Here is a 21006-nt window from a genome sequence, read left to right as displayed (position 1 = left end):
CATTTAAGTTCGTTTATTTTCCTTTTAGAGTTTTTTTATCGGTTTACGACTGGCGCAAGGCAACTCTTTTGTCTACGATTGTTCGAATACGAACATTGATGTTCGTTTATAACAGGAGACGCCCATGCCTCAGTCCACTTTGCTCGGGACGCCGCCCCTTTCCGAGACTTACGACATCGCCGTGATCGGCGGTGGTATCAATGGTGTTGGTATTGCAGCCGATGCCGCAGGCCGTAACTTGTCCGTCTTTCTCTGCGAACGTGACGACCTGGCGAGACATACCTCCTCGGCCAGCAGCAAGCTGATTCATGGTGGCCTGCGTTATCTCGAACATTACGAATTTCGACTGGTACGCGAAGCGTTGGCCGAACGCGAGGTACTGCTGGCCAAGGCTCCGCATATTGTCAAGCCCATGCGCTTCGTCCTGCCGCACCGGCCACATCTGCGTCCGGCCTGGATGATTCGCGCAGGTCTCTTCCTTTATGACCACCTGGGCAAGCGTGAAAAGCTCCCCGCCTCCCGTGGTCTTCGGTTCGGTTCCGATAGCCCTCTGGTCAGTGATATCAACCAGGGTTTCGAGTATTCGGACTGCTGGGTAGACGATGCACGCCTCGTTGTACTCAACGCCATGGCTGCCCGCGAGCGTGGTGCCCATATTCATACCCGCACCACCTGCACAAGCGCCCATCGCGCCAACAAACTGTGGCACCTGACCCTTCAGCGTGAAGACGGCACTACCTTCTCGATTAAGGCAAAAGCCCTGGTCAATGCGGCAGGTCCATGGGTTGCCCAGATCGTTCGCGAAAACATCAAAGAGCGCTCGCCCTATGGTATTCGACTGATTCAAGGCAGCCACATCGTCGTGCCCAAGCTATATGAAGGCGATCATGCCTACATCATGCAGAACGAAGATCGTCGGATTGTCTTTGCGATTCCGTACCTGGGCCGTTACACCATGATTGGTACCACGGATCGTGAGTACAAAGGTGATCCAGCCAATGTACAGATTACCGAGCAGGAAACTGACTACATCCTGGGTGTGGCAAACGCACACTTCCGCCACAAGCTGACCCGCAGTGACGTCCTGCATACGTTCTCGGGCGTACGCCCCCTGTGTGATGACGAGTCAGACAATCCTTCAGCCATTACTCGTGACTACACCCTGTCACTGTCGGCTCCTGAAAACGATGCGCCTTTGCTGTCGGTCTTTGGTGGAAAACTGACCACGTACCGCAAGCTGGCCGAGTCGGCCATGCAGCAGTTGCATCCATTCTTCAAGACGATGGGACAGCCTTGGACAGCCAAGGCTACGCTACCGGGCGGAGAAGACATGACGACGCCTGAAGCACTGGCCAAACAGTTACAGGCACAGGTCAAGGATTTGCCAGCAGCACTTGCCCAGCGTTGGTCAACCACCTATGGCAACCGCACACGCAAACTATTGGAAGGCGTCACGCAAATGGCCGATCTAGGCGAATGCCTGGGGGCTGACCTGTATGCACGTGAAGTGGTTTATCTCCATGCTTACGAATGGGCCAACACGGCAGACGACATACTCTGGCGCCGGACCAAGCTGGGCCTTGAGTTTACCCCTGGTGACAAGACCAAGCTGGAAACCTATCTAGGCAGTCTGGGTATCCGCAAGGCCAGTCACGCGGCAGCGTAATGGATACGTGAATGAAACTGGCCGAATCATGAGCCAGTTTCATTCATGCCCTCCTTGGCTTGGAAATCATTCATAATGGATACCTGCTGCACTCATCAGGATCCAGGCCATGCTCGAACTTCGTCACTTGAAAACGCTACACGCACTGCGTGAGGCTGACAGCCTTGTCGAAGCTGCCGAACGTCTTCATCTGACCCAATCTGCACTGTCTCATCAGTTCAAGGAGCTTGAAGAGCGCCTTGGCCTGAGCCTGTTCGTCCGCAAGACCAAGCCAGTGCGCTTTACCAGTGCCGGCCTGCGCCTCCTGCAATTGGCCGATGCGGTATTGCCTCAGCTCCGCAGTGCGGAACGTGACCTGTCACGCTTTGCTGGCGGCACTGCCGGGCGCCTCAACATTGCCATTGAATGCCATAGCTGCTTTCAGTGGCTGATGCCTACCATTGATCAGTTTCGTGATTCCTGGGCTGAAGTGGAGATGGATCTCGCCTCGGGCTTTTCATTCGCCCCGCTACCAGCCCTGGCACGTGGCGATCTTGACCTTGTCGTCACGTCAGACCCGATTGATCTCACCGGCATCACTTACATTCCGCTTTTTACTTATGAAGCGCAGCTAGCCATGGCCAACCAGCATCCCTTAGCTGGCAAGCCTTACATCGTGCCTGAGGATCTGGCTGAAGAAACGCAGATCACCTATCCGGTTGACCGTGAGCGCCTGGATATCTTCAGGCAATTTCTCGACCCGGCCGGCGTCGAGCCTGCCGGCATACGTACGGCAGAGCTGACGGTCATGATGCTGCAGTTGGTAGCATCCGGCCGGGGCGTATGTTGTCTTCCTAACTGGGCGCTCCATGAGTACAGCTCGCGTGGCTATGTGACCGCGAAGCGTCTGGGTGAGAAAGGCTTGTATGCCACACTGTATGCCGGTATTCGAGAGGACATGCTGGAAGCCCCCTTCATGCAGGACTTTTTACTAACAGCCAAGGACACATCCTTCGCTACGCTTGAAGGCGTCAGTGCGGCACGCTAGGGATCAATCTGACCGCTCCGTCAGTCGCCGGTACAGGTACGCCCCAAACACTAGCGCCGCAGCACTGGTTGCTGCCACGACCATGCGCTCATCAGGACGACGCCATCCTCCATCGACACTGCGATTGCCACTGGGAGGGCTGAACAGATTGCCCGAGGAGTGCTCTACCGGCTCCATTCGACTCAAGGCGCGATCCATAAAGATCCGGGACAGCCGAGCATAACCAGGCACCAGCGCATGGGCTGCACGAAGTACCGTGGCGGCTTGCCCTACTGTCGTAGACTTGCGTGGATAACGCGCCATGGAGAGGATGGCTCTGGCGACCTTTCGAGCATCATAAACAGGTGGCGTCGGCTTTATTGTCCTTCCACTGTAATTACCGCCGTCTCGCAGCCCTGGCGTATCGATGAACGCAGGGTAAACATCGCAGACATGAATATCGGACCAGCGCGTAAGCTCGCCTCTCAAGGCTTCGGTAAATCCTCTCAGGCCTGACTTGGCAGCCGAATAGGCCACTGTATAGGGAAGCGGTACCCAGCTGCCTACCGATAAGGTATTGATCAAAACCCCTGACCCTTGCCGTTTGAAAACCGGCACAACGGCGTAGGCGCCACGCAGATAGCCTAGAAGGTCGGTCTGCACGACGCGTTCATGCGCCTCAAAAGGCGTCTCATCAAACTTGCCTACCGCACCGATACCCGCATTGTTGACCCAGATATCAATCCGTCCGTGTCCAAATTCCAGCGCACGCTCGGCCAATTGCGAGACTGACTCCATCAACGTGACATCCGTAGGCACACCAATCGCCCGGCCTCCCAAGAGAAGACACTCGGCAACCGTATCGTCTAATGCCGCCTTATCTCGAGCAGCCAATACCAGGCAAGCCCCCTGCCGTGCAAACGCCTGAGCGGTGGCCCGACCAATCCCGCTGGAAGCGCCAGTAATGACCACAATGGCGCTATTTAGATTGCGTGCTTTCATCAGATATCCTCTTTTGCTTTTTCAAGCTGATTAAAAGAGGACCCCGCTTACCGCCAGCCATTCCTTCATTCAGACATAAAAAAGCCCTCAAAATCATGAGGGCTTTTTTCAGTGAGGCCGGATTACTGGGAAGACTTGCTTCCGCCCGGAAACCCTGCGAAACGCTTGTTGAAGCTAGAGACGCGACCCTCGCTTTTCAACTGGCGCTGCTCACCGGTATAGATTGGATGCGAAGCACTGGACACGTCCAATGCCACATAGGGATAGGTCTTGCCTTCAAATTCCTGGGTACGATCAGTCTGTGCCGTAGAGCCGATCAGGAAGTAATGATCTGCCGTGGTGTCATGGAAAAGCACTGGCCGATAGTTAGGATGAATATTCGGTTTCATGGTACCTCCTGGATACTCGGTTGGACTCTACATCGAGCCGCTTCGTTACATTATAACGATACATTACTAATATAAGGTCTTGGCGGTGGCTTTCAACCCTTACCAGCAGATTAATTTCACTAAGGTCTGAAAACGGTACCCAGTCCCCGTAATAGCCTGTTGCCTTGAGTCATTCGGGCGGAAAAATGCAACTTACCCCCACAAATGCTTGTCGTTTCCCTGTGGAGCAATACCTCCCCACCCCAACGGAGCAACCGGTAAGGAACTATGTGCGGTATAGCTGGAGAATTACGTTTCGATAATCGTCCCGTCACCCTGGCCACGCTGGAACGGGTCACCCATCGCCTCGCTCAACGCGGCCCCGACGCCTGGGGCTTTCATAGCCAAGGCCCTGTTGCGCTAGGCCACCGACGCCTGAAAATCATGGATCTGGCAGAAGCCTCTGGTCAGCCCATGATTGACTCGGACACGGGCCTGTCGATGGTTTTCAACGGCGCCATCTACAACTACCCAGAGCTACGCAGCGAGCTGGAGGCCAAGGGTTATCGCTTCCATTCTGGCGGCGATACCGAAATTCTGCTCAAGGCCTATCACGCCTGGGGCAAGGAGATGCTGCCCAAACTCAACGGCATGTTCGTCTTCGCTATTTGGGATCGCGACAAGCAGCAAATGTTCATTGCACGCGATCGCCTGGGCATCAAGCCCTTGTACCTGAGCCAGACCAATGAACGCCTGCGCTTTGCTTCAAGCCTGCCCGCCCTGCTTGAAGCAGATGATATCGATACCTCTCTCGATCCCGTCGCGCTGAACTACTACCTCAACTTCCATGCTGTTGTACCAGCGCCCCGCACCATCCTGAACGGCGTGAAAAAGATGCCGCCAGCCACCTGGATGGTCATTGACGCCAACGGCAAAATCGAACAGCAAACCTGGTGGACGCTGAATTACGGCCCAACTGCCGATGAAGCCAACTACACAATGGAAGACTGGAGCGGCGAAGTCCTGAACAGCTTGCGCGATGCTGTCTCGATTCGACAGCGAGCAGCCCGCGATGTAGGTGTACTGCTGTCTGGCGGTGTGGACTCAAGCCTGCTGGTCGGCTTGCTGCACGAGTCCGGCGTACGCGATCTGCTGACCTTCTCCATCGGGTTTGAAGATGCAGGTGGAGAGCGTGGGGATGAGTTTCAGTATTCAGACCTGATCGCTCAACGCTACGGTACACGGCATCACAGGCTGCGCATTAACGAATCTGAAATCATTGAGCAATTGCCCGCCGCGTTCAGAGCCATGAGCGAGCCGATGGTAAGCCATGACTGTATCGCCTTTTACCTCCTGTCGCGTGAAGTGTCCAAGCATTGCAAGGTTGTACAGAGCGGCCAGGGTGCGGACGAGCTTTTTGCAGGCTACCACTGGTATCCACAGGTTGATGGTGCGGCAGATCCGTTTACGGCTTACCGAGCCGCTTTCTTCGATCGTGACTATGCCGAATACGCAGCTACTGTTCAGGACAGCCGCCGTCTGGATCATGACGCTGCAGGTGATTTCGTTCGTCAGCATTTTGCACAACCCGGCGCAGTAGCTGGCGTTGATAAGGCGCTACGCCTGGACAGCACCGTGATGCTGGTAGACGACCCGGTCAAACGAGTCGACAACATGACCATGGCATGGGGCCTGGAAGCGCGTGTTCCTTTCCTTGACTATAAGCTGGCGGAACTGTCTGCCTGTATTCCGGCGCAGTTCAAGCTGGGAGACGGCGGCAAACACGTCCTCAAGGAAGCAGCTCGCAAGGTGATTCCGGCAGAAGTCATTGACCGCCCCAAAGGCTATTTCCCGGTACCGGGCCTGAAGCATCTGCAAGGTAATACCCTGACCTGGGTACGTGAGTTGCTGCTTGATCCCAGCCAGGATCGCCAGCTATTCAATACTGCAGAAATCGATCGACTCCTGAAGAACCCTGACGACCAGATTACACCGCTACGGGGCTCCAAGCTCTGGCAGCTCGCCGCCCTTAATTTGTGGCTGAGTGAACATGGCCTATAAGTGTTGGAGTATTGCACGATGAAAGCCGCCTACTATAACAATCAGCGTCTTCAAAGGGCTCAGACGCCCAATTATGAGCGTCTACAGGCCCAGATGACTGGGGCTGAACGGGCCACGTGCCAATCCGTTTGCCTGCATTGCGGATGGGGTCGAATTCTAATCGGCCATACGTTCTCCGACGCATCGGTATTGGCTAAGGAACTTCTCAAGGAAGAGGCCGGCGAGCGAGACATCGCCCTATACGTGGCTGCGCCTCAGCAGGTACTGGCCTATGCACCGCAACAGCTTTTCCTGGATCCATCCGACACGTTGCGGCTGTGGTTCACCGACTATCGCCCCGCACATGCGCCCTTCCGCGGCTTTCGTATTCGCCGGGCCTTTAGCGAAAGCGACTGGAGCGAGATCAATCGTCTCTACCAGACGCGCCATATGCTTCCCGTGGATATCGAAAAACTCACGCCCCGACACAAGGGTGGGCCGGTCTATTGGCTGGCAGAAGATCAGGACACGGGCGCCATTATCGGCTCGGTCATGGGGCTGAACCACGCTAAGGCATTCAACGATCCCGAAGGCGGCTCAAGCCTCTGGTGTCTGGCTGTCGCGCCTGACTGCCCTCGCCCGGGCGTGGGAGAAGCTCTGGTTCGTCACCTGATTGAGCACTACGCCAGCCGCGGCCTGGCGTTCCTGGACCTGTCGGTCATGCATGACAACAGTCAAGCCAAGCGTCTTTACGACAAGCTGGGCTTTCGGGAACTCCAGACCTTTACCGTCAAGCGCAAGAACGCAATCAACCAGACCCTTTTCCTCGGCCCTGGTCCTGAAGCAGGGCTTAATCCCTATGCCAAGATCATCGTAGATGAGGCTCAACGCCGCGGGATCGATGTACAAGTAGATAATGCCCAGGCTGGTCTTTTTACCCTCATACAGGGGGGCCGCCGAATCCGCTGCCGCGAATCACTGTCGGACCTGACCAGCGCTGTCACCATGACACTTTGTCAGGATAAGACCCTCACAATCCGGACACTCAAGGAAGCAGGATTACGGGTTCCTGATCAGTGTCTAGCCAGTGAAGATGAAGAAAACGAAACGTTTCTTGCCAAGCACGGCACCTTGGTTGTAAAGCCGGTCAACGGTGAGCAGGGCAAAGGCGTCGCCGTGGATGTACGTGATCCTGATCACCTGAAAGCCGCGATTGCTCAAGCTCGTCGCTACGACGATAACGTGCTGCTCGAAAGCTACCATGCAGGCCTTGACCTGCGCATTGTTGTCATTGGTCATGAAGTCGTGGCGGCCGCTATACGGCGTCCTGCCGAGGTCATTGGTGACGGCCGTCGAAACATTCATGAGTTGATCGAACACCAGAGCCGCCGCCGCCAGGCAGCAACCGGAGGTGAAAGTCGGATACCTCTGGATGAAGAAACCGAGCGTGCGATCAAGTCTGCCGGCTACAGTTATGACACGGTCCTGCCAGAAGGCACCCGCCTGTTTGTCCGCAAGACAGCAAATCTTCATACCGGGGGCACGCTGGAAGATGTTACCGATATTCTTCACCCAGAACTGGCGCAGGCCGCGGTAGCCGCTGCCAAGGCCTTGGATATCCCAGTGACAGGCATGGATCTATTGGTACCGGCTGCTGATCAAAGTGAATACGTAATCATTGAAGCCAATGAGCGGCCAGGCTTGGCCAACCATGAACCCCGCCCTACGGCGGAGCGCTTCATTGATCTGTTGTTTCCCCTGTCTCGAGAGGTGCCCGCTTGAATAAGCTGCCGACACCGGATCTGGATTATCTGCGCCGTGTCCTGCTGGAAATGCTCGCCATTCCAAGCCCGACAGGCTTTACAGACACAATCGTCATGTACGTGGCCGAGCGCTTGAGTGAAATCGGCATTCCCTACGAGCTGACACGACGAGGAACGATTCGCGCCACACTAAAAGGACGTAAGGAAAGCCCCGACCGAGCGGTTTCCGCTCACTTGGATACGATCGGTGCCATCGTCAGGGAAATCAAGGATAACGGCCGTCTGAGCCTGGCGGCGGTAGGCCATTGGTCCAGCCGTTTTGCCGAAGGAAGTCGGGTCAGTATCTTTACCGACAACGGAACCCTACGTGGCAGTGTACTACCCCTGCTCGCCTCTGGGCATGCCTTCAATACCGAAGTCGACAAGATGCCCGTCAGCTGGGATCACATCGAGCTACGTCTAGACGCTACCACCAAAAGCCGTTCAGAGACGGAATACCTGGGTGTACGCGTAGGAGACTTCGTAGCTTTTGATCCACTACCAGAGTTCACGGAGAGCGGCTACATCAGCGCTCGTCACCTGGACGACAAGGCAGGTGTAGCCGCTCTGCTAACGGCGCTCAAGATGATTCAGGAAGCCGGTATTGTTCCCCCTATAGACTGCCACCCTCTCTTTACCATCACGGAAGAAGTAGGGTCCGGCGCGGCGGGTGCATTGCCTTGGGATGTCAGTGAGTTTGTCGGTATCGATATCGCTCCGGTTGCTCCCGGGCAACAGTCCGATGAGCATCGGGTCAGTGTCGCCCTGCAGGACTCAAGCGGTCCTTACGATTATCACTTGTCACGCCATCTGCTGCGTATCGCAGAGCGAAACAGCATTCCGGTCAGGCGTGACCTGTTCCGCTACTACTACAGCGATGCCCACTCCGCTATCAATGCAGGGCATGACATTCGGATTGCGCTTCTGGCATTTGGCTGTGATGCCACCCACGGCTATGAGCGGACGCACATTGTCAGTCTGGCAGCACTAAGCCAGCTCTTGGTGGGTTATATGACCAGCCCGCCCGTGTTCGATAGCGACGCAGCGCCAGCAGATAACTCCGTTGACCGCTTTACGCATCAGCTCGATTTGGAAGAGACGCATCAGGACAACCAGACGCATCTGCCTCACATTGAGGAATTAATCAAAGAGGGCGGGAAAACATAGGGACCGATAACGCCGTCCCGCTGGGCGGCGTCCTCTCGCCAACTGGCCAAGCTGTACGTTAGCATCGCTGCCCGCTTCAGGAACTGCCGCCATGCTCATACCCTACGACATGCTCAACCCCGATACGCTAGGCAACCTTCTCGAAGACTTTGTTACGCGAGAAGGAACGGATAACGGTGATGAGACACCTCTGGAGACGCGTGTAGCACGTGCACGTCGGGCGCTGGAAAATGGGGAAGCCGTTATCATATTCGAGCCGGACAGCGGCCAGTGCCAGCTGATGCTCAGACGGGACGTTCCCAAGGAGTGGCTAAACACTCCAGATGAAGAGACACTTTCCTGACAGGCCTGAATATTCAGTGCACTGACAATTTCGGCCCTATTACCAATACCGTCACGCCCAGCAGACACAGTGCAGCCCCTGCCAGATCGGTCCAGGCGGGTCTGGTTTTTTCAACCAGGCCCAACCAGGCCAGCGATGCCACGATATAGATCCCACCGTAAGCAGCATAGGCTCTGCCAGCGTAAGCCGCCTCCACACGTGTAAGCACAAGCGCAAACAGGGTAAGCGATAAAAGCCCTGGGAGCAGCCACAGCGGACTCTTGCCAAGTCTTAGCCATAACCAGAATGTGTAGCAGCCGGCGATCTCAAAACAGGCAGCCAAGGCGAACCAGAAATAATTAAGCATGATATTTACACTTAGCTGTCCTGGCGGAACGGCAATGCGTCTGTAGCGGCCTGCGCATAACGCTTGATGTCTTCGCGCTCCTGATCCAGGAACCCGCTCACGGCCTCACGAAGCCCAGGATGTACCAGATAGTGCCATGAATGGGTAAAGACCGGCTCAAACCCCCGAACCAGCTTGTGCTCTCCTTGCGCGCCCGCATCAAAGCGGGTCAGCCCTTCACTAATGGCATGATCAATCCCCTGATAGAAACATGTCTCAAAATGCAGCCGGTCAAACTCGGCCAGACAGCCCCAGTAACGTCCGTAAAGAGTCTTTTCATCGCACAGGTAAAATGCCATGGCCACAGGTCGGCTCTCCTGACGAGCCAGGACAACGCGAATGGCCTCAGGCATGCGCTCAGCCAGTTCGCTGAAGAACTCACGGGTCAGGTAGGGATCCTGTCCTCTTACGGCGTACGTATTGGCATAACAGGCATAGACAAAATCCCACTCCTGCTCAGTAAGCGACCCGCCCTTTCGCCATTCAAAATCGATACCCTGCCCTGCAACTTGCTCACGCTCCTTGCGAAGCTGCTTGCGCTTACGTGACGCCAGCGCATCCAGGAAGTCCTGAAAATCCCGATACCCTCTGTTGTGCCAATGAAACTGACACCCAAGCCGTTCGAGCCAGCCTTCCCGATCAGTCAACAAGTGATCTGTCGCTTCGTTGGTAAAATTGACATGCAAACTCGAAAGTCCGCGGCCCTCCAGCTTGCTGGTCACTACATGCAGTAGCTCCTCACAAGCTGTACGCTCCCCTAGCAGACGAGCGCCTCCTACCGGGGAAAAGGGAACAGCGCCAAGAAGCTTCGGGTAATAATCAATACCCGCACGGTGGCAGGCATCAGCCCAGGCCCAATCAAATACGTACTCTCCATAGGAGTGGTACTTTATGTAGGCAGGCATGGCCGCTCTCAACGTACCCTCTAGATCACGCACAATATAGTGCGCAGGCTTCCAGCCTGTACGACGCCCTACGCTTCCACTGATCTCCAGAGCATGTAGAAATTCATGCCGCATAAACGGCTGGTTATCCGGTAACAGCGCATTCCACGCCTGCGCAGGCAGCTCGGACAGGTTATCTAGCCGCTCGATAATCACTGATATCCCCTGTTGATTCACTGGCCTATCGGGCAAGACCTGATTCGAATAGTGACCTATTGTTTAGTCTGCTTAAACAGGTTTATTCGTCAGTCAGCCTCGTACGGCTGATATGACCGCTAAAAGGACAAAATTGCAGGCGAAAAAAAACCGCCTATAAAGGCGGTTTTATAAAGATGGCGTCCCCTAGGGGACTCGAACCCCTGTTACCGCCGTGAAAGGGCGGTGTCCTAGGCCACTAGACGAAGGGGACAAAACCTTCGATTGAAACCAGCACTTGCTGGCCCTAGAAATTTGGTGGAGCTAGACGGGATCGAACCGTCGACCTCTTGCATGCCATGCAAGCGCTCTCCCAGCTGAGCTATAGCCCCGTAACACAGTGCCACTTTAGACAAGTAGCTATATATGGCGTCCCCTAGGGGACTCGAACCCCTGTTACCGCCGTGAAAGGGCGGTGTCCTAGGCCACTAGACGAAGGGGACGAAACCTTCGATTAAAACCAGCCATTGGCTGATTCTGGGAATTTGGTGGAGCTAGACGGGATCGAACCGTCGACCTCTTGCATGCCATGCAAGCGCTCTCCCAGCTGAGCTATAGCCCCGTCGCCAAGACGGTGCGAATCTTAAGAGGCCCTGGTGTTTGTGTCAACGATATTTATGCATTCTTTTAAAATATTTTGCTGAATACACAAATACTTATGATCGAACCGGCTCTTTACGAAGCTCGCCCTGTCTATGCGTATATCCGTATAGATCGGACAGAAACGGCATTTCTTTAGCTCATAAAAAAGCCCCGACAAGCGGGGCAAAAAGAACTAATGAACTTGCGCTAGCCCGTCAGCAGCGCGCTGACAGTCAGGTGAGCTATTTACCTCAGCTGCATGACAGGCTGATGACGCCGCCTGCCGCGCTGATGCTCAGCGCTTGCGTAGCACCACGGAGCCAATGGAGTAACCAGCGCCGAAGGAGCTGAGTACTCCAAGGTCACCTGCCGTCAGGTCATCCTGATTCAGGTGAAGCGCAATCACCGAGCCTGCGGAGCTGGTATTGGCATAGGTATCCAGAATGACAGGCGCTTCATGCGGCTCAGCGTCACGCCCAAGCAGCTTTCGAACGATCAACTGATTCATATTCAGATTGGCCTGGTGTAACCAAAACCGCCGCACCTGCTCGACCGGAATGTTCAGTTCGGCCAGATGCTCGGCGATCAAATCGGCCACCATGGGGCATACTTCCTTGAATACCTTGCGCCCTTCCTGAACAAACAACTTATCTGGATTACTCATCCCCTCTTCCGCAGCGCGGTTGAGAAAACCAAAATTGTTACGGATATTGTTGGAGAACTGAGTCAGCAGCTTGGTCCCCAGAATATCGAACTGATGAGGAGACGCTGCCAGATCAGCCCGCTCGATGATCATGGCGGTAGCCGCATCGCCAAAAATGAAGTGACTATCTCGGTCTCTGAAATTCAAATGACCGGTACAGATTTCGGGATCCACCAGCAAAATCGCGCGTGCCTGCCCGAGTTGTACGCTATTGGCAGCTGCCTGCAGTCCAAACGTAGCCGATGAGCATGCCACGTTCATATCAAAACCAAATCCATTGATGCCAAGCGCCGCCTGCACTTCAATGGCGACCGCAGGATAAGGTCGTTGCAGGTTGGAGCAGGCTACGATAACCCCATCAATGTCTGCTGGCGTCTTCCCTGCTCGCTCCAAGGCTTCCCGCGCCGCGCTCACGCTCATCTCACACAGTACAGACCATTGATCATTACTGCGCTCAGGAATACGAGGCACCATGCGGGCAGGATCTAGAATCCCATCCTTGTCGATGACATAACGGCTCTTGATTCCTGACGCCTTTTCAATAAAGGCCGAGCTGGATTCCTGCTTGGCCTCTTGCTCGCCTCGTGCTATCGCGTCGGCATGTTCCGTATTGTACTGATGAACATAGGCATTGAAGGAAGCGACCAACTCGTCATTGGAGATGCTGTTCGGCGGGGTATACAGGCCGGTACCGCTAATGACTGCCTGATGCACGATCATTCCTCTGATTTTTATAAAATAAGCCACTATTGTGCCGCAAATCCAGGCCAAACCCTATTGGCTTATCAGGCTGCCTGGATAGATGTTTTTTGCTGACTTTCCGCCTCAGCGCCTATCTCCCTCACAAGTCGGCTTCCTCACCAGAGAGAACATGAAGAACGCTAACGATATTTAGTTTTTCATTTTTTCTTCATCGCTCTAAAACCAATCTGTAACCGACCCGTCATGAGCGGCGGTAATACTGGCGCCGCTTTCGAATCGACCTGAGTCGATCACTGGAGCGGCCCTGAAAGCCGACTCGTTCAGCGGTGACGCACGTCGCCCTTATAAAATACGGAGATTGAGATATGCGTCTTTTTTCAGTAGGAACAGCCTCAGGTCTTTGTGGCGGCCTTCTATTGGCTATGAGCATTCCTGCCCATGCGGCGGTTGACGCCAAGCTACTGGATATGTTGAGAGCCAACGGCTCGATTACTCCGGCTCAGTACACTGAATTGAAAGCCGATCTGGATAACGAGACGCGCGCAGAACAGGCGAAGGTTGCTCAGCAGCAGAAACTATCCTCGTTTGAAGAAAAACTGGCCTGGGCAGCGAAAACCCAGATCAAAGGCGACGTACGCGTACGTCACGAGAATATCGATATAGATGGCGAACCGGACAATGGTCGTGATCGGGATCGTCAGCGAATCCGCGCTCGACTTGGTGTCTACAGCCAGATCAATCCTCAGGTCGATGCTGGTATTCGCGTAGCATCAGGCGGTGGCGATGATGCACGCTCCACAAACCAGGACATGACTAACTACTTCAACAAGAAGCAGATCTGGATGGACCTGGCGTATATCGACTTTCATCCCACAGCTGTCCCCAATTTGCACGTCATTGGTGGCAAGATGCTCCAGCCCTGGGTAAGCATGGGTGATGTCATCTGGGATGGTGACATCAACCCTGAAGGCTTGGCCGCAACCTACAAGTATCCCCTGGGTGGATCAACCGAGCTGTTTGGCAGCGCCGGCTACTACGTCCTGAAAGATAACGTTGATGGCGAAGGGTACGAGTTCAAGCATGATTTGCGCCTGTATGCCGGTCAGCTGGGTGCCCGCTTTGCGCCTACCGACAACCTAAAGGTAACTGTCGGTGGGAGTATCTACGGTTACGACAAGGACAAGGACAGCACGTGCGGCAACAGCACAACGACGCCCTGTGCCCTGCAAGCGAACGGCAACACGACCAACGAATTCAACCTGTATGAAGGCTTTGGTCAAGTCGATATTGGTGGCTTGGCCATTCCATTGTCGCTATACGGCCAGTATGTTGTTAACAGCGAGGCCGACGATAACGACACCGCCTGGTTGGCAGGCCTGAAAACCAAGGCTTACGGTATTGGCTTCGATTACAACTATCGCGACGTTCAGCGTAACGCCGTAGTGGGTGCGTTTACTGACTCCGACTTTGCCAACGGCTATGTCGGCTCTCGTGGGCACAAGTTCAAGGTCAGCTACGATATCGACAAGAACTTTGGTCTTGGCGCGACCTACTACATGGCCAAGTCTGACTTTGCCAGCCGCACCAAGCGTGATGCTGACGTTGATACCTTGCAATTGGATCTTGAAGCCAAGTTCTAAGCCATCAGCTTCTGGCTTTTCGTAGCAAACAAGCGCCTGAAAATGGCGCTTGTTTTTTATAATGAGAAAAAATTACTGCTTGCGACATACCAGCTTGGCCTTGGTCGGCGTCTCGGCTGACTTGCCCGGCATACGCAGTGTTGCCGACTTGCCCGGCTCAATTACAGGCTCTTCCTGTTCGCTATCCTTGGGCCCATGTGCCTGTAACCAGCATTTGACTGGCGTCTTTTCGTTATTGGTTAACGTGATGGTCTGAGGCGCATCATTAGGTAATTCCTGACTGGAAGACTCAGCCAGAATATTGAGATCCCCTACATCCTGGTCAAGCTCAAGGCCTTGAGCCAGGCACACTGCCGGCATTATCGAGGCAGCAAAAACGAACGAAATGATTTTACGCATAGTGTTTCCCCATAAGGACCTATACGTTTGGGCACCGAAGTGAGCGCACCGTTCATTTTTGAAGTCTCCCAACCCTGCCTGGCGCAAGGTTGGGAGATACAGCCAACTATGTGTCGGGTATCACCGATTGACGAGCTGTGCCGCTCGAATGACATCGGCTCCAATCTCAGGCTCGTATTTCTTCACCAATGGCTGCATCGCCTCCCTCCATGCCTGCCGCTCGGATGGCGTCAACGTAACCAGCTTGCTGGTACCTGAGCCCAAAATGTTGTCACGATCCTTGTTATTAATCGCCTCAGCTTCCTTATTAACAAACTGCGTCACTTCGTCAGAAATCTGCTCAAGCTGAGTGCGGACGCCAAAGGGCAGCGAGTTCCAGAACTTCGAGTTAGTGATCAGCATATACACCAGCACGCCATGATTGCTTTCAGTAATGTATGGCTGAACGGTGTTGAGCTTTTGGCTGTAAAGGTTAGACCAAGTGTTTTCCGTACCCTGTACCTGCCCACTCTGGAGAGCCTTGAAGGACTGGCTGAATGGCAGTTTCAGTGCCGATGCTCCGATCTGCTTGAACTGATCCTCCAGCAGATTGGAAGCCTGAATTCGGAACGCCAGTCCGTGCGCGTCCGCTGGCTTGCGTAGCTCGCGATTGGCAGAAAACTGCTTCATGCCGTTATTCCAGAACGCCAGTCCATAAATGCCCTGGCCAGCCATGGAGCCTAGAAGCTCACGACTTTTGTCCCGCTTCTCGAAGCGCTTGACGGCCTCAAGGTCATCGAACAGGAACGGCATATCAAAAATTTCGAGCTGCTTGGTGTATTGGTCGAATTTGGAGACCGAAGGCGCCAGCATCTGAACTTCGTTACGCTGCAGGGCGTCGAGCTCATCGGCATCGCCGTACAATGTCGAGTTCGGATAGACCTCGATTTTCACTTTGCCTGCCAGACGCTCCTGAACAAGCTTCTGGAATAGACGAGCACCCTTCCCTTTAGGCGTATCGTCCGTTACGACATGCGAAAATTTGATAACAATGGGCTCTTCGGCTACTGCCGGAGTGACATAAGCAACAGCGAGTGATGCCGCAAACAGTGTCGTAGCGACAAACTTGAACATAGTCTTCCCTTCTAACTCCGTGAAAGGGGCATGTTTCTTATTACGCAAGGATGGGTAATCGGCATAAAAGATCCAAAATCTGTTCACTGACATTTATTTTTCTTTTGTGACCGTTTTGGTCTTGTTTACCCGTGGCCTGTCGCGACAAAAAGCTCCCCAATGATTAAGCAGACCGTTCCGATCCCTAGTCGATAACCGTCTGCCAATCATGATGCAAAAAGCTGGCCTTATCGTAATGACTCATGCATTTGATAGTGGCCCTTATAAGGAAAGAAGACTGTGCGAAACGTCCTCAACAGCTCGACTCGGAATGTTGAGGACGATGGGCTTTAGCGCTCTTCCTCACTCTCGTCCATTTGATTTTCATCGCCCACTGACTCGATGAAATCTTCATCCACGTCATAACTGCCACCAGGCACATTTTCTATCGAGGTGCCGTCTTCCTTTCCGACGAAGTGAAATGGCATGGCGCGTGTTTCGAATACATTTGACTCAATAAGATGCATGGTCATGTCCTCATAAGTATGCCTACCAACGGTGGACCTGCCTCATACCGGCCAGTTCGACACAGGAAACCCTTGTGAATCGGTTTGTCGCTCGGGTAGCGTGAGCGGTATCAAAAACGACAATAAAAAGGATCGTGACCATGAAGGCATTTGCGGTAGCAGGACTGCTTATGGCGGCCACCAACGTCTACGCAGCAGACAGCACCTCGCACCTTGATACGGTTATACAAAAAAAGACACTTCGCGTTTGCACCACAGGCGACTACAAGCCGTACACCTTTCTCCGTGACGATGGCGTGTACGAAGGAATTGAGATCACGATGGCCGAGGCACTGGCCAAAAGCCTTGGCGCTGACGTCGAGTGGGTAAAAACCAGTTGGAAGACGTTAATGCCGGACTTTCTGGAGGGCCGCTGCGATATATCGGTAGGAGGCGTATCGATTTCCCTCGAGCGTCAGAAAAAAGCCTTTTTCAGTGACGCCATTACGGTGGATGGAAAGATCCCTCTGGTTCGCTGTGATGATGCCAAACGCTTTGAAACCATTGAGCAGATCAACCAGCCCTCGGTCCGCTTGATAGAGCCGCCAGGTGGTACCAACGAAGCGTTTGCTCACCGCGAGTTACCGCAAGCCCAGCTGAGCCTCTTCAAGGATAACGTCACGATTTTTGAAAAACTTGTCAGCAAGGAAGCCGACGTCATGATTACTGACGCCTCGGAGGCATTGTTTCAACAGAAACGCTACCCCTCCCTGTGCGCAGTTAATCCAGATAAGCCCATGCAGTACAGTGAAAAGGCTTTTCTGCTGCCCAGGGATGATGTCGCCTGGAAAGCCTATATCGATCAGTGGCTTCACCTCTACAAAGCAACTGGTGAATATCAGAAAACCGTAGATCATTGGCTGGCCAAGCCTGACGCCTAAAATATTGTGGAGCAGTACGCTATCGGCCGGCCTGCTCCACAGCCTCTGGAGACTTCAACCTCTTCCCATTTGCCTGAGCTTTTCCAGGCGAAAGGCAAGCACCTGCTCCAATGCACTGAGCTTTTTTAATAGTTGCGTTCGCAGGGCTGTATCCTGGGTATTGCTGATTTCCTCCTTCAAACGGGCACGCTGATTAAAGAGCTCAATCTCTTGAGGGGGAATGCCCGCATTCTTCAGGACACGAAACGGCATTCGAAGCCCTTCAGGTGTTTGTAGCCATCCTTCATCGATTTTGGTTGGCTCGCCCTTGCCCTTCACCTGTTTCTGCCAGGCTGCCACCTCTCGCGCAATCCTGCGTTCGATTTCTTGCTCCAGTGTGCTCATAACGACTCCTGGATTAAACTGCCATACCTCTATAGAGCGATTAGGCGCCTCCGATGCTTAATGCTCGGCAGTACAGCCGACAGAATGAAGTTCTTTAGTTGCTCTAACAGAACCTCATAGCATTACCAGAAGCGCTATAGTCATAAGCTGCCGACTACCGCCTGAGGTCCCGCGTGAATTTTGCAGCCGCACAATGCCTAAACTCCCGATTCTGGCGCGACGACGCACTGCCGTTCATCGAGATTCGTACAGTCAATGATGGTCGTCAGGTAAGTCATGCCAAGCATACGCATGACACTTTCTCCATCGGGGCCATTACGGCGGGTCGAAGTCACTACCTCAATGCCCGAAGCCAAACCCAGATAAGCCAGGGCTCCGTTGTGATAGTGAATCCTGAGACGGTACATGCCTGTAATCCCGTCAAGGGCGAACACTGGGCCTATCAAATGTTTTATATCGATACGCAGTGGCTGGGCAGGCTACAGACGGAGTCGGGATATAGCACGCAGGACTCATTCGTGCCGTTTGATGTCATCCATACGCGCGTACCTGCCCTACACACAGGACTCGTCAGGCTGCATGAAACACTGACATCACCATGTAACGACAGGCTTTACAAGCACAGCGCAACCCTCGACTTTTTTCTCCAGCTGCAACGATCGCTTTCGACGCGCCCCGCTAAAGCTCCAGAAATACCCCATGTACACCTTAAGCGAGCCGCCGACTTTATCCGTGAGCACTGCGCTGAACCGCTGACCCTGGATGACATCGCCACCGCGGCGGAATTATCGGCGTCCTATCTCATCAGGGCGTTCAAGGATCACTATGGCTTGACGCCCCATGCCTACTTGATCAACCGACGTATCCAGCTCAGCCGCCAATGGCTTCGGCAAGGACACAGTCTTGCTGACGTGGCGATGGCAACCGGTTTCGCTGACCAGGCTCACTTCCAGCGCACTTTCAAACGGCACCTGGCTGCTACGCCTGGGCACTATCGCGGCTGACATTTGCCTTCCTCATTAACCTTGTAAAAGGTAAAAGGCACTGGCGACCAGCAACCCTGCCATCATCCGATTCAGGAACCGAACACGACTTGGTTTTTGCACATAACGGCGCAGAAAACTACCGGTAAATGCCCAGCAGGCAACCGAGCCATAGCAAACCACGAAGTAGAGGATGGCAAACGTCCAGACCATGACCGTATTGCCATCGGCAACGAAAAGCCCCATACCTGCCAACGAGGCCAGCCAGGCTTTAGGGTTCAGCCATTGCATCAGCGCGCCGCGCATCATTGAGGGGCCAGAACCTTCCTCTTTTATATCCAGCACCCCATCATCCATTGCAAGCTGGTAGGCCATATAAAAAAGAAAGGCAACGCCACTCCATTGAATGAGCTTGATCAGTTCCGGGATGCGGGCCAGCACTTCGTACAATCCCAGACCAATAAGCAAAAGAAGTGCTGTAAAGCCGGTCGTTGCTCCTGTGACGTGCCTAAGGCTCTTACGAAAGCCATAACAGGCTCCCGAACTTAGGGCTACAAGATTGACGGGACCAGGTGAAATAGAAGAAGCCAGAGCGAAGCCGGCCATGGAAAACAACACGTCCATTGATGTCTGCTCATGTGTTCAAGGAACAGACACCATATTTCTCCAGCCTCATGTGGTATTGAATAAAATTACCCTTCTACTGAAGACCTAGTGAATCAATTCAGAGCCGGATATTTCATTATTACTCCAGCCCCAAGTCTTATCTTGCTGGGCGTCCCAGTGATAAAGCGTCTCTTCTCGTCTAGTCGACAGTAGCCATCCTGTTCGAGCGCCTACCAAGGTAGTAACCGCATGCCTGCGTCCAAATACATTGTGACGGGCTAAAAACAAGGCACTGTCACGCAACCAACCAAGGGCCTTGCTATGCGACTGAAACAGTGGAGTCAGAAAACGGCTGGCTTGCCGGTAATAACGTAAATGCTCACGGCGGGCGACACTATAGGCCTCAAAGACAGTTGGCCAGTGGTCTCGGGAGGGCATCGACATATCTACGGCATCGGCCAGCGCAGCGGCATCGACCAACGCCATGTTTGCACCCTGACCCAATTGAGGACTCATTGCATGTGCGCAATCACCGATAGCCAGTACTCGCCCATCACTCCAGCGTTGCATCCAGACATCTGCGTAAGCGGCAAATGCTAGTTGCTCTGATTGATTAATGTGTTGCAAGAAAGGCCTTGCGGTTTCGCCAGCCAATTTCACAACCTGCCTTTTCCAGCTATCCAGACCCGCTGTCTGCCATTGGGGATAATCGATGACGGGCAGACTCCAGAACAGGCTGCTCAGCTGGGCATCGCGTTTTTGATGCGTACAGCCTGTAGGCATGATTCCGAACATCTCAGAACAGTGTCTGTACCATTGGCGTAACTCTGTAGAGTCCGCGTGTGCTGGCGTCGAGACCATGCTCCACAACGCACCCCATGGGTAGGGTTTGACATGTTGTTTAACAGCCATCTGCCCACGTAATGCCGAACGTGTTCCGTCTGCCAGAATCAACGCAGCAAAATCACCTAACAAGCTCTCGTTGCCCTGTGCGTCTCGATGAAAAAGCTGGACGTGACTTGATGTTTGATGAAAACGGGTGATGTCACTGCTGGTTTCTATACTGACGCCTGCATATCGCGCAGCGTTCAGTAAGGAAGTCATCAGGACGCCGCGATGAATACCCAATCCAAAACTACCTGGCCTCCAAGCATCATAACGGGTATCCAGAACGACGCGTTTGCCCTGCATGGATGTTCCGTAGAGGCGGCTGACTGGCGCACCTAGAGCAGTACATTCGGTCAGCACGCCCAACGTGTGTAACACTGCCAACCCCGAAGGTTGCAATAGAATGCCTGCACCAACCGTCCGCAACTCAGGTACACGTTCGAACAGCCTGACCTGATAACCCCTGCGGGCCAGGAAAGTAGCCGTAGCCAAACCTGCGGTACCTGCCCCAACGATCCCTATTGCCACCTTCTCCATAGCCATACTCCTGTTATTGGCTGAGGTACATTCTACGTCTCTCGAATAGCGACGAGTGAGCAGGCTGGCAGCCTTGATTGTCCGCAAATCGCTTTTTATGTATCCACACATTGGTGGAGCACGGC

Annotated in this window: 20 protein-coding genes and 4 tRNA genes; 9 read left to right on the top strand and 15 right to left on the bottom strand. The window is 53.9% G+C overall.

Going from position 1 to position 21006, the window contains the following annotated elements:
* The first annotated feature begins 124 nt into the window (after positions 1-124).
* Positions 125-1666, top strand: coding sequence for a glycerol-3-phosphate dehydrogenase (glpD, locus tag JQR86_RS06315; RefSeq protein ID WP_434154517.1), 1542 nt, complete (start codon positions 125-127; stop codon positions 1664-1666).
* Positions 1667-1775: 109 nt separating this feature from the next.
* Complete coding sequence (gene metR, locus JQR86_RS06310) at positions 1776-2693, top strand: transcriptional regulator MetR (protein WP_010795096.1); 918 nt, start codon at positions 1776-1778, stop codon at positions 2691-2693.
* Between the two features lie 3 nt (positions 2694-2696).
* Here metR and JQR86_RS06305 read toward each other — a convergent pair whose 3' ends face one another.
* Together JQR86_RS06305 and JQR86_RS06300 are read right to left on the bottom strand one after the other, a co-directional pair.
* Positions 2697-3674, bottom strand: coding sequence for an SDR family oxidoreductase (locus JQR86_RS06305; protein WP_434154514.1), 978 nt, complete (start codon positions 3672-3674; stop codon positions 2697-2699).
* Between the two features lie 122 nt (positions 3675-3796).
* The gene (locus tag JQR86_RS06300; RefSeq protein ID WP_010795098.1) at positions 3797-4063 is read right to left on the bottom strand and encodes a type B 50S ribosomal protein L31; all 267 of its coding nucleotides are present in this window, start codon (positions 4061-4063) and stop codon (positions 3797-3799) included.
* A gap of 267 nt (positions 4064-4330) precedes the next feature.
* On the opposite strand from JQR86_RS06300, the gene JQR86_RS06295 reads away from it, so the two are divergent.
* The 4 genes from JQR86_RS06295 (at position 4331) to JQR86_RS06280 (ending at position 9394) form a co-directional block, all read left to right on the top strand.
* Positions 4331-6103 carry an N-acetylglutaminylglutamine amidotransferase gene (locus tag JQR86_RS06295; protein ID WP_434154512.1) on the top strand — a complete coding sequence of 591 codons (1773 nt, stop codon included), beginning with the start codon at positions 4331-4333 and terminating at the stop codon, positions 6101-6103.
* An 18-nt stretch (positions 6104-6121) separates the two neighbouring features.
* Positions 6122-7864, top strand: coding sequence for an N-acetylglutaminylglutamine synthetase (gene ngg / locus JQR86_RS06290; protein ID WP_150346959.1), 1743 nt, complete (start codon positions 6122-6124; stop codon positions 7862-7864).
* Complete coding sequence (locus tag JQR86_RS06285) at positions 7861-9051, top strand: osmoprotectant NAGGN system M42 family peptidase (protein WP_010795101.1); 1191 nt, start codon at positions 7861-7863, stop codon at positions 9049-9051. The genes ngg and JQR86_RS06285 overlap by 4 nt, the downstream gene beginning before the upstream one ends.
* A 91-nt stretch (positions 9052-9142) precedes the next feature.
* A complete protein-coding gene (locus JQR86_RS06280) occupies positions 9143-9394 on the top strand; it encodes a YheU family protein (protein WP_434154510.1) in 252 nt (83 codons plus the stop codon).
* A 13-nt stretch (positions 9395-9407) separates the two neighbouring features.
* Here JQR86_RS06280 and JQR86_RS06275 read toward each other — a convergent pair whose 3' ends face one another.
* From JQR86_RS06275 to JQR86_RS06245, 7 genes are all read right to left on the bottom strand, one after another.
* Complete coding sequence (locus JQR86_RS06275) at positions 9408-9740, bottom strand: YnfA family protein (protein ID WP_010795103.1); 333 nt, start codon at positions 9738-9740, stop codon at positions 9408-9410.
* Between the two features lie 11 nt (positions 9741-9751).
* Positions 9752-10879, bottom strand: a complete 1128-nt coding sequence (locus JQR86_RS06270; RefSeq protein ID WP_434154509.1) for a GNAT family N-acetyltransferase — start codon at positions 10877-10879, stop codon at positions 9752-9754.
* A 177-nt stretch (positions 10880-11056) separates the two neighbouring features.
* A tRNA-Glu gene (locus JQR86_RS06265) sits at positions 11057-11132 on the bottom strand.
* Between the two features lie 42 nt (positions 11133-11174).
* Positions 11175-11250: transfer RNA gene (locus tag JQR86_RS06260), tRNA-Ala, on the bottom strand.
* A gap of 35 nt (positions 11251-11285) precedes the next feature.
* A tRNA-Glu gene (locus tag JQR86_RS06255) sits at positions 11286-11361 on the bottom strand.
* Positions 11362-11404: 43 nt separating this feature from the next.
* Positions 11405-11480 (bottom strand) — tRNA-Ala (locus JQR86_RS06250).
* Between the two features lie 315 nt (positions 11481-11795).
* Entirely contained in the window at positions 11796-12917 is a 1122-nt protein-coding gene (locus JQR86_RS06245) for a beta-ketoacyl-ACP synthase III (RefSeq protein ID WP_434134586.1), read from the bottom strand.
* A 353-nt stretch (positions 12918-13270) separates the two neighbouring features.
* Here JQR86_RS06245 and JQR86_RS06240 point away from each other — a divergent pair, with 353 nt between their 5' ends.
* A complete protein-coding gene (locus JQR86_RS06240) occupies positions 13271-14545 on the top strand; it encodes a putative porin (RefSeq protein WP_074824429.1) in 1275 nt (424 codons plus the stop codon).
* A 72-nt stretch (positions 14546-14617) separates the two neighbouring features.
* Here the strand turns inward: JQR86_RS06240 and JQR86_RS06235 are convergent, their stop codons facing one another.
* From JQR86_RS06235 to JQR86_RS06225, 3 genes are all read right to left on the bottom strand, one after another.
* Positions 14618-14944, bottom strand: a complete 327-nt coding sequence (locus JQR86_RS06235) for a hypothetical protein (RefSeq protein ID WP_019367132.1) — start codon at positions 14942-14944, stop codon at positions 14618-14620.
* A 120-nt stretch (positions 14945-15064) separates the two neighbouring features.
* On the bottom strand, positions 15065-16057 hold the full coding sequence (locus JQR86_RS06230; RefSeq protein WP_167517216.1) for a TRAP transporter substrate-binding protein: 993 nt from the start codon (positions 16055-16057) through the stop codon (positions 15065-15067).
* Between the two features lie 329 nt (positions 16058-16386).
* Positions 16387-16563: a hypothetical protein gene (locus tag JQR86_RS06225; RefSeq protein ID WP_434154508.1), complete on the bottom strand. Its 177-nt coding sequence runs from the start codon at positions 16561-16563 to the stop codon at positions 16387-16389.
* A gap of 140 nt (positions 16564-16703) precedes the next feature.
* On the opposite strand from JQR86_RS06225, the gene JQR86_RS06220 reads away from it, so the two are divergent.
* Positions 16704-17483: a transporter substrate-binding domain-containing protein gene (locus JQR86_RS06220; protein ID WP_407362054.1), complete on the top strand. Its 780-nt coding sequence runs from the start codon at positions 16704-16706 to the stop codon at positions 17481-17483.
* Positions 17484-17537: 54 nt separating this feature from the next.
* On the opposite strand, the gene JQR86_RS06215 is transcribed toward JQR86_RS06220, so the two are convergent.
* Positions 17538-17867: a DnaJ family domain-containing protein gene (locus JQR86_RS06215; RefSeq protein ID WP_010795111.1), complete on the bottom strand. Its 330-nt coding sequence runs from the start codon at positions 17865-17867 to the stop codon at positions 17538-17540.
* Between the two features lie 173 nt (positions 17868-18040).
* Between JQR86_RS06215 and JQR86_RS06210 the strand changes: the two genes are divergently transcribed.
* Complete coding sequence (locus tag JQR86_RS06210) at positions 18041-18871, top strand: AraC family transcriptional regulator (RefSeq protein ID WP_010795112.1); 831 nt, start codon at positions 18041-18043, stop codon at positions 18869-18871.
* A gap of 15 nt (positions 18872-18886) precedes the next feature.
* On the opposite strand, the gene JQR86_RS06205 is transcribed toward JQR86_RS06210, so the two are convergent.
* Both JQR86_RS06205 and JQR86_RS06200 read right to left on the bottom strand, forming a co-directional pair.
* Positions 18887-19474, bottom strand: a complete 588-nt coding sequence (locus JQR86_RS06205; protein WP_010795113.1) for a LysE family translocator — start codon at positions 19472-19474, stop codon at positions 18887-18889.
* 87 nt (positions 19475-19561) lie between these two features.
* The gene (locus JQR86_RS06200; RefSeq protein ID WP_434154506.1) at positions 19562-20881 is read right to left on the bottom strand and encodes an FAD-dependent oxidoreductase; all 1320 of its coding nucleotides are present in this window, start codon (positions 20879-20881) and stop codon (positions 19562-19564) included.
* Positions 20882-21006: the final 125 nt, after the last annotated feature.

The sequence above is a fragment of the Pseudomonas sp. JZ134 genome (assembly GCF_051027695.1).
Lineage (GTDB): Bacteria > Pseudomonadota > Gammaproteobacteria > Pseudomonadales > Pseudomonadaceae > Chryseomonas > Chryseomonas luteola.
This window is presented reverse-complemented; position numbering and strand designations above follow the sequence as displayed.

Coding starts and splice junctions, on each gene's coding strand:
- glpD (WP_434154517.1), top strand. CDS start 125: ATGCCTCAGTCCACTTTGCTCGGGACGCCGCCCCTTTCCGAGACTTAC.
- metR (WP_010795096.1), top strand. CDS start 1,776: ATGCTCGAACTTCGTCACTTGAAAACGCTACACGCACTGCGTGAGGCT.
- JQR86_RS06305 (WP_434154514.1), bottom strand. CDS start 3,674: ATGAAAGCACGCAATCTAAATAGCGCCATTGTGGTCATTACTGGCGCT.
- JQR86_RS06300 (WP_010795098.1), bottom strand. CDS start 4,063: ATGAAACCGAATATTCATCCTAACTATCGGCCAGTGCTTTTCCATGAC.
- JQR86_RS06295 (WP_434154512.1), top strand. CDS start 4,331: ATGTGCGGTATAGCTGGAGAATTACGTTTCGATAATCGTCCCGTCACC.
- ngg (WP_150346959.1), top strand. CDS start 6,122: ATGAAAGCCGCCTACTATAACAATCAGCGTCTTCAAAGGGCTCAGACG.
- JQR86_RS06280 (WP_434154510.1), top strand. CDS start 9,143: ATGCTCATACCCTACGACATGCTCAACCCCGATACGCTAGGCAACCTT.
- JQR86_RS06275 (WP_010795103.1), bottom strand. CDS start 9,740: ATGCTTAATTATTTCTGGTTCGCCTTGGCTGCCTGTTTTGAGATCGCC.
- JQR86_RS06240 (WP_074824429.1), top strand. CDS start 13,271: ATGCGTCTTTTTTCAGTAGGAACAGCCTCAGGTCTTTGTGGCGGCCTT.
- JQR86_RS06235 (WP_019367132.1), bottom strand. CDS start 14,944: ATGCGTAAAATCATTTCGTTCGTTTTTGCTGCCTCGATAATGCCGGCA.
- JQR86_RS06230 (WP_167517216.1), bottom strand. CDS start 16,057: ATGTTCAAGTTTGTCGCTACGACACTGTTTGCGGCATCACTCGCTGTT.
- JQR86_RS06225 (WP_434154508.1), bottom strand. CDS start 16,563: ATGCATCTTATTGAGTCAAATGTATTCGAAACACGCGCCATGCCATTT.
- JQR86_RS06220 (WP_407362054.1), top strand. CDS start 16,704: ATGAAGGCATTTGCGGTAGCAGGACTGCTTATGGCGGCCACCAACGTC.
- JQR86_RS06215 (WP_010795111.1), bottom strand. CDS start 17,867: ATGAGCACACTGGAGCAAGAAATCGAACGCAGGATTGCGCGAGAGGTG.
- JQR86_RS06205 (WP_010795113.1), bottom strand. CDS start 19,474: ATGGACGTGTTGTTTTCCATGGCCGGCTTCGCTCTGGCTTCTTCTATT.
- JQR86_RS06200 (WP_434154506.1), bottom strand. CDS start 20,881: ATGGAGAAGGTGGCAATAGGGATCGTTGGGGCAGGTACCGCAGGTTTG.